10 protein-coding genes and 1 tRNA gene are annotated in these 7,860 nt (G+C 56.7%); 2 read left to right on the top strand and 9 right to left on the bottom strand.

Annotated features, from left to right (window positions below):
* A partial coding sequence (locus RR877_RS04910; RefSeq protein WP_332627763.1) for a sensor histidine kinase occupies positions 1-460 on the top strand: 460 nt, incomplete at its 5' end.
* Between the two features lie 136 nt (positions 461-596).
* Positions 597-887, top strand: coding sequence for a WXG100 family type VII secretion target (locus RR877_RS04905; RefSeq protein WP_110234399.1), 291 nt, complete (start codon positions 597-599; stop codon positions 885-887).
* 64 nt (positions 888-951) lie between these two features.
* Here the strand turns inward: RR877_RS04905 and groL are convergent, their stop codons facing one another.
* The 9 genes from groL to RR877_RS04860 form a co-directional block, all read right to left on the bottom strand.
* Entirely contained in the window at positions 952-2,571 is a 1,620-nt protein-coding gene (gene groL, locus RR877_RS04900; protein ID WP_332551368.1) for a chaperonin GroEL, read from the bottom strand.
* Between the two features lie 175 nt (positions 2,572-2,746).
* Positions 2,747-3,781, bottom strand: coding sequence for a DUF3048 domain-containing protein (locus RR877_RS04895; protein ID WP_280800861.1), 1,035 nt, complete (start codon positions 3,779-3,781; stop codon positions 2,747-2,749).
* A gap of 69 nt (positions 3,782-3,850) precedes the next feature.
* The gene (locus RR877_RS04890) at positions 3,851-4,054 is read right to left on the bottom strand and encodes a cold-shock protein (protein WP_110234406.1); all 204 of its coding nucleotides are present in this window, start codon (positions 4,052-4,054) and stop codon (positions 3,851-3,853) included.
* Between the two features lie 129 nt (positions 4,055-4,183).
* Positions 4,184-4,732, bottom strand: coding sequence for a LytR C-terminal domain-containing protein (locus tag RR877_RS04885; RefSeq protein ID WP_332551369.1), 549 nt, complete (start codon positions 4,730-4,732; stop codon positions 4,184-4,186).
* A gap of 12 nt (positions 4,733-4,744) precedes the next feature.
* Entirely contained in the window at positions 4,745-5,002 is a 258-nt protein-coding gene (locus RR877_RS04880; RefSeq protein WP_277494737.1) for a DUF3263 domain-containing protein, read from the bottom strand.
* A 1-nt stretch (position 5,003) separates the two neighbouring features.
* A tRNA-Thr gene (locus RR877_RS04875) sits at positions 5,004-5,076 on the bottom strand.
* A gap of 37 nt (positions 5,077-5,113) precedes the next feature.
* Complete coding sequence (locus RR877_RS04870; RefSeq protein WP_332551370.1) at positions 5,114-6,025, bottom strand: thioredoxin domain-containing protein; 912 nt, start codon at positions 6,023-6,025, stop codon at positions 5,114-5,116.
* Between the two features lie 86 nt (positions 6,026-6,111).
* Positions 6,112-7,107, bottom strand: a complete 996-nt coding sequence (gene rlmB, locus RR877_RS04865) for a 23S rRNA (guanosine(2251)-2'-O)-methyltransferase RlmB (protein WP_277494735.1) — start codon at positions 7,105-7,107, stop codon at positions 6,112-6,114.
* A partial coding sequence (locus RR877_RS04860) for a DALR domain-containing protein (RefSeq protein ID WP_332627762.1) occupies positions 7,097-7,860 on the bottom strand: 764 nt, incomplete at its 5' end. The genes RR877_RS04860 and rlmB, both read right to left, overlap by 11 nt.

Raw genomic sequence — 7,860 nt, 5'->3', positions numbered from 1 at the left:
TGATCTGTTGAAGATCGCTCATGATGCAGCACTCGATGCCCGCGCATTCGACCCTGAGCGCACCATCACTGTCGAGGGTGACTCAGTAGAAATACTGGCTGCAGAGAACAAGATTCGCCAGGTTGTCACCAACCTGATGGGTAATGCTCTTCGCTTTACTGAGTCGGGAACACCACTCGAGCTGGTCGTCTCCCACAACGATGCTGCGAGGGAAGCTACTATCTCGATCGTGGATCACGGTGACGGGATCCCCAAGCAGATTCGCGAGAAGATCTTTGAGCGCTTCTATCGCGCTGACAACTCCCGCGCCCGCGAAACAGGTGGAAGTGGTCTCGGTCTAGCTATCGTGGCATCCATCGTGAAGGCACACCAGGGACGTATTAACGTCACCGCGACCAAGGGTGGCGGCGCCACGTTCTCGGTGACTCTTCCTGTCGTCCACACCCCTGTTCAGGACTAACTCCTCCACAGCTATAGCTGAAGCGCTCTAGGGACCCCACAAGATCTCCTATCTTGGCCTCAGAGCGCATCCGACCCGCAGCACTCCCCCCTCCGCTCAGGGGTCGGATGCGCTCTCCTTACCCCTAGGAGATTTCATGCCCGTCTTTCACGTCGACAGCGAAGCTGTCTCCCATGCCAGCTCAGCTGCACAGCAGTCCATCTCTCGAATTCAGAGTGAAGTTCTCGCCCTCCACTCGCAGCTGAGCAATCTGCAAAGCTCCTGGAGTGGCACTGCGGCAACAGCCTTTCAAGCTGTGGTCTCCGAGTGGCATCTCACCGCCCAACGCGTAGACGAGAGCCTCAGCTCCATCAACCACGCACTCTCCCTGGCTGCTCAGCAATACATGGACATTGAGCAGGCCACGGCCCGAATGTTCCGCGGGTAACCGCAGAGACAAAAAGAACGCCTCCCCAATCGGCGGGGAGGCGTTCTTTGTGGTTTATCTGGACTTAGAAGTCCATGCCACCTGAGGGGTCACCCATGGGGGGTGCTGCCTTCTCAGGCTTCTCAGCAACAACTGCCTCAGTGGTGAGGAAGAGAGCTGCGATAGAAGCTGCGTTCTGCAGAGCCGAGCGGGTTACCTTAGCTGGGTCAATAATGCCCGCAGCCAGAAGGTCAACGTACTCGTCAGTTGCAGCGTTGAGGCCCCAACCGATTGCCAGTGAACGAACCTTGTCGACGACAACGCCGGGCTCGTGACCTGCGTTGAGTGCAATCTGACGCAGAGGAGCTTCAATAGCTACCTTCACAATGTTTGCACCGGTTGCTTCGTCACCAGTCAGCGAGAGCTTCTCGAAAGCAGTCTTGCCAGCCTGGATCAGTGCAACACCACCGCCGGGGACGATGCCCTCTTCAACAGCAGCCTTAGCGTTACGGACAGCGTCCTCAATACGGTGCTTGCGCTCCTTGAGTTCAACTTCAGTAGCGGCACCAGCCTTGATCACTGCAACACCACCGGCGAGCTTAGCCAGGCGCTCCTGGAGCTTCTCGCGGTCGTAGTCGGAGTCGGTGTTGTCGATCTCGGCACGGATCTGAGCTACGCGGCCAGCAATCTGGTCTGCGTCGCCAGCACCCTCAACGATGGTGGTCTCGTCCTTGGTGATAACAACCTTGCGAGCCTTACCCAGCATGTCGAGCTCAACGTTCTCGAGCTTGAGGCCGACCTCTTCAGCGATGACCTGACCACCGGTGAGGATGGCGATGTCCTGAAGCATGGCCTTGCGGCGGTCACCGAAACCAGGAGCCTTGACGGCTACCGACTTGAAGATGCCACGGATCTTGTTGACCACGAGGGTTGCGAGAGCTTCGCCATCGACGTCTTCCGCGATGATGAGCAGCTGCTTGCCGGTCTGGATGACCTTGTCCACGATGGGCAGCAGGTCCTTGATGTTGGAAACCTTGCTGTTCACGATGAGGATGTAGGGGTCCTCGAATACTGCTTCCTGACGCTCGGGGTCAGTCACGAAGTAAGCGGAGAGGTAACCCTTGTCGAAGCGCATACCTTCGGTGAGCTCGAGCTCGGTGCCGAAAGCGTTGGACTCCTCAACGGTGACCACACCTTCCTTACCGACCTTGTCGATAGCTTCAGCAATCAGTGCGCCGATCTCGGGGTCAGCAGCGGAGATAGAAGCGGTAGCTGCGATCTCTTCCTTGGTCTCAACTTCCTTAGCGTTGTTGATGAGTTCCTCGGAAACAGCTGCAACAGCCTTCTCAATACCGCGCTTGAGCGAAATGGGGTCTGCGCCAGCAGCTACGTTGCGAAGACCTTCGCGAACGAGTGCCTGAGCGAGAACGGTAGCAGTGGTTGTTCCATCACCAGCGACGTCATCAGTCTTCTTGGCAACTTCCTTAACCAGCTCTGCGCCGATCTTTTCGAATGGGTCGTCCAGTTCGATTTCCTTCGCGATGGACACACCATCGTTAGTAATCGTGGGGGCGCCCCACTTCTTTTCGAGGACGACGTTGCGTCCGCGTGGGCCAAGGGTGACCTTGACGGTGTCAGCAAGGATGTTCAGACCGCACTCTAGACCGCGACGTGCCTCTTCATCAAAAGCAATGATTTTTGCCATGGTTGTTTTTCGTCCCTCCCGGACGTCAGAAATACTGCAGGGATTAGCACTCAATTCAATCGAGTGCTAACTCAATATTGGCACTCTCCTGCACCGAGTGCAAGTGCGTACGCGGTCAGCGAAAGCATGAAGCCCACCCTCGCTGGGGTGGGCTTCATGCAGTAACTCGACAGAGCTAGCCGGCAATGTTGACAGTGCCACCTGAGACATACGACTCAAGCGGAACCATCTCGATCCAGGTGTTACCAGGAGCCAGGCGAATAGTCACGCCATTGTCACCCTTGAACACGATGGGAGCCGCAGTTGCTGCCTTGCTCCAAGTGCCGTGAACGACCTTGCCGCCGCTAAGAACGAAGAGTTCACCCGAGTCGACCATGCGGGTACGGGGAACGCCGACGAACTCATCCACGTTCACGCGCATAATGACGACGTTGGCAGCAGAAAGCTGAGCTCCGGTGAGGTCAAGGTCAGGACCTTCCCACTGGGTGCGCAGGTAACGACCAGCACCGTCATAGGTCCAGGTGTTGTCAGAAGAGTTGCTAAAGATGCTTTGAACAGAGGTTGCGGGAGTTCCGTCAAGAACCGCAGTCGAGGTTGCCAGCGTTCCGGAGTATGCCCACTGCTGTGCAGGAGCGGCAAGACCAGGGTTAGCCGCAATGACTTCCTGTGCGTGCAGCATCAGGTTGTAGGGAGCAACGTTGTAGTCGTTGCGGTACATCGCAGGATCGTTCTCGGTGACGTTGACCAAGCCGGTGTCAACGGCAAGGTCACGGGTTTCCTGAGCGCCATAACCGGAGTACGCAATGATGCCGCCAAAGGGGGCAGCAATGTCTGCGTCCATGGGGCGCAATGAGCGGACAGGACCCACGCTGACGGGAACGTTCGAGTTCCAGATGCTCACGTAACGGGTGATGCCACCCTCCACGATTTCTTCGAAGACCACGTCAGCCTGGTTGAGGCCATCCTGTGGCTCACACGCAAAGACGTTACAGATCTTCACAGACAGCGCAGGTCCCACAGCAGTGCCTTCGGCTAGTGCCACACCGGTCAGGGGTGCATAAGCAATGGGCGCCGGCGCCTTATAGGTCGACTTGTAGTCAGGAGTTGCTGGGCCGCTGGCACCGCCAGAACAGGCCGCCAAGCCGAGCGCCAAAGCACTCGCAGCTGCTACACCAACAACACGGGAAAGAGTTCGCGAAAAAGTAGTCACGGGCAAAGACTAACGCCGCCCACATTCGTGGACGGCGTTAGCTCGGGCGTGCCCGAATATTACGAGGCTTTAAGCCAGTCGAACCGACTCAGCCTGAGGACCCTTGTTTCCGGTACCGATTTCGAAAACAACCTTCTGACCCTCTTCGAGGACCTTGTAGCCGTTCATGTCGATAGCGGAGTAGTGGACGAATACGTCCTGCTCGTCGCCGTCTACGGTTACAAAACCGTAGCCCTTTTCAGCGTTGAACCACTTAACGGTTCCAGTGGCCATGTGTAACTCCAATTGCAGTATCCCAACCGACACACACAAATCGCTTGTGCCGTTGGTCTCACACTACTGGGGAATAGCACAAAACAGTTAGCCTTACCTAACTTTTAAGTGTCGCGATATGACAACGATTTAGCCGGCGTGGTCCTGTCCCACAACCAAAGTGAGTTGTGCGGAGCTCTCAATGTACTTATCGGTGAGCTTAATTTCGCCGTATCCCAGAGTCTGGGCAAGGCCTCGGGCAGCACCTTCCAGGGTGGGGTTGCCGTAGTAGATAAAGGTTTTCTCTGCCCTTTCACTGGCGTTGGACTTGGCTCCAACGGTCCAGCCTTCGGCAGCAATCTGGTCACCCACGGCGGTGGCAATACCGGTTTCACCGGTGGCGTTCAGCACGTTAACGACCGAAGCAGGATCAACCGTCGGAGCAGCAGTAGCTTTCGGCGTAGCTGAAGCTGCCGCCGTGGGTAAGGCGAAGATACTCTCGAAATCCTTCATACTGATGCTGTCGCTCGTGACGATGAGTGTTCCCACACCGCCCACGACAAGAACACCGGTGGCCAAAGCTGCCCAGGCGAATGGAACAAAGCCTGCACCACGGCGCTTAGGCGCACGGTGAACACCACGACGCTCCCCACCGGGGGTCAGGTCGTCGAACTGGTCGCGCTCTGTTTTCTCAGCCATGGTTCTATTCTTTCAGTTCTTTTCTGATGAATCAGGGTTAACCCGCTTCTGACGTGAGCTGCGACGGTCATCCCGGACGCGCTGCAGCCGTTTCACCAGCATGGGGTCGTAGGCCAATGCAGCTTCTGAATCCATCAGCTTGCCCAGTACTTGGTAATACCGAGCAGGAGACAAACCGAAGGTTTGTCGAATAGCGTCCTCTTTGGCACCGGGGTGCTGCCACCATTCACGCTCAAAGTCGAGAATGGCACGATCACGCTCGTCAAACACGGGCCGACTATGGGACTCGAACCCACAACCCCCGCTTTACAAGAGCGGTGCGCTACCAATTGCGCCAAGTCGGCTTGCGTGAGGTGAAACTCACCTCACTACCCGTTAATCCTAACCTGCGGCTGGAGTAGCGGGAGTTGTGGAAGCTGACTCACCAGCAACCTGAGTTACGAATGCCAAGAATTCCTTTGGATCCACAATCGAACCGGTGTACACCTTGCCGTTGACCAAGATGGTGGGGGTTCCCACGCCAGCAGCGCCGGAGTCCTTTGCAGCCTGGGTCATGGGTCCAGTGAGTGCGTAATCGGTGGCCTGAGTCGCCCAGGGGACAAAGGTCTTGTCCTTGATGCACTTGGCAATCTTGGATTGGTTCTGTGGCTTCTGTGCGTCAATCAACGCCGTGATCTCATCATCGTTGAGACCAGGAGTACCTTCTTGTGGCTGGTTAGCGTAGAAAGCCTGGTTGACCTTCCAGAAGGTGTCGGGCGAGTAGTTCGCTACACACGCAGCTGCTGCAGTCGAACGAATCGAGTACTTGGTTCCAGCAGACTGGTTGGCCAACATACCGATGGGGTGAAGCTCCAGCGTTGCTGCACCAGCCTCAACCAGTGTCTGCAACTGTTCTGCGTTAGCAGCATCAAATGCCTGACATGCAGGGCACAGGTAGTCCTGGTAAACCTCGATGGCCACGGTGGACGAACCAGGCATAGGAAGATTAGCCACTGGGTCAGCACCTGGGGAACCTGCTTCGCTCAACACTGCAGCCATGTTGGCACCGCTGAGAACGATTCCATCGCTGGCCATATTGGCAGGGCGAGGACCTTCCTTGGGTGCCGAGGTGGCAATGGTTGAGATGAAGAGGGCAGCGATAGCAATGACCGCAACGGCAACTCCACCTTGAATAAAGAGTTTGCGACGCTTGTCGTTCTTGTGCTGTTGTTCGCGAAGTTCTTTAGCCTTCGCACGAGCAGCTTCACGCTGCTGGTTTCGAGTAGGTCGGTTGCCGTGGGATCCGGTGCTCATTCTCGTTTTCTCCAATATGTGGGGGACGTAATTCGACGTAGGTCAACACGTAACAAAGAAGATTACGTGTGAACGCTGGGAAATTGCTAAACGCCAGCTGAGCGCAGGCGTGCTACTTCATAGAGAGCAACGCTGGCAGCAATACCGGCGTTGAGGGACTCCGTGCTTGCTGAGATGGGAATCGAGACAATTGCATCGCAATTGTCGGTGACCAACTTAGACAGGCCTTTACCCTCGTTCCCCACAACGATGAGCAAAGGTCGATCTGCAAGTTCAAGACCGGGCAGCATGGTGTCTCCGCCGCCGTCGAGACCAATCACGAAAACACCCTGGTCTTTGAAGGACTTGATGGTTGCAGTGAGGTTCGCAGCCATGGAAACCGGCAGGCGCGCTGCCGCACCTGCAGAGGTCTTCCATGCAGCAGCGGTCACACCCACTGAACGACGTTGAGGCAGGATGATGCCGTCGCCACCGAACGCGGCTGTGGAACGAATAATCGCACCCAAATTACGAGGGTCTGTAATCCCATCTAGTGCGACAAACAGTGGTGTCTTGTTGGAATCAAATGCCTTTTCCAACAAGTCGTTGGGGTGGGCATATTCATACGCAGGAACTTTGATCGCCACACCTTGGTGAACGGAGTCGAAACCGCCCATGCGATCGAGCTCAGGCTTCATCACTTCAAGGATGGGGATGCCACGCTGGGTGGCAATCGACAGCATCTCCTTGACGCGGTCATCCATCTCGATACGGGTGGCGATGTAGAGGGCGGTGGCAGGAATTCGAGCACGAAGTGCCTCGAGTACCGAGTTACGACCGGTGACAACTTCAGTGTCATCGTTGGCTTTGCTGCGCTTAGGTGCAGCCTTGCGCTGACCGTCAACTGTGTTGCGGTTGAGCTTGCCCATCGCAGCCAGCTTTTCGCGACGGATCTTGGCCTTGCCCGCAGGGTGCCATTCGCGGTCTTCTGCCTTGGGGGTTGGACCCTTGCCTTCAAGTGCACGGCGGCCGAGACCACCGGTGCCCTTGACGGGACCCTTACCTGATTTGCGGACTGCTCCAGCCCGAGGCTTACCTGCCATTGAAACTCCAATGTGCCCCGTTGGGGGTGTCTTCGATCGTGATTCCAGCCGCGGCAAGTCGCTCACGGAGAAGGTCTGCAGTGGCGAAGTCCTTATTCGCACGTGCTGCTGCACGTGCCTCAAGGAGTTCAGCCATCAAGAGATCCAGGGCGGCATCGCCCTGGGAAGAATCGGTTGCCCAGGCAGCATCCAGAGGGTTGACGCCCAGCACATCTAGCATCGCCACAACTTCAGCTGCCTGAGATGCAGCAGTGGCAACATCACCAGAATCCAGGGCACTGTTGCCGGAGCGAACCAGCTCAAAGACCACGGCGAGCGCAGCAGGAATGTTGAGATCGTCATTCATTGCCGAACGGAACGCGGCAGGAACATCAGCAGAAGCTAGCTCTCCCGCGTCGCGAATGACACGGTCCAAGAAACCTTCAATGCGTTCGAAAGAGGCCTTCGCTTCTGCGATGGCACCGTCGTGAAGTTCGAGAGTGGACCGATATTGAGCAGAGCCCAAGAGATAGCGCAAGACAACTGGCTTGGCTTTATCCAGCAGGTCAGCCGCGAAGACCGAGTTACCCAGAGACTTACTCATCTTTTGGCCACCGACGGAAACGAGACCGTTGTGCAGCCAGTACTGAGCAAAGCCATCCCCGGCTGCAGCCGACTGTGCGAGTTCGTTCTCGTGGTGAGGGAAGCGCAGGTCGAGGCCACCACCGTGGATATCGAAGGAGGTGCCTAGGTATTTGGTCGACATGGCCGAGC

The sequence above is a fragment of the Aurantimicrobium sp. genome (assembly GCF_036667855.1).
In the GTDB taxonomy this organism is placed as follows: domain Bacteria; phylum Actinomycetota; class Actinomycetes; order Actinomycetales; family Microbacteriaceae; genus Aurantimicrobium.
This window is presented reverse-complemented; position numbering and strand designations above follow the sequence as displayed.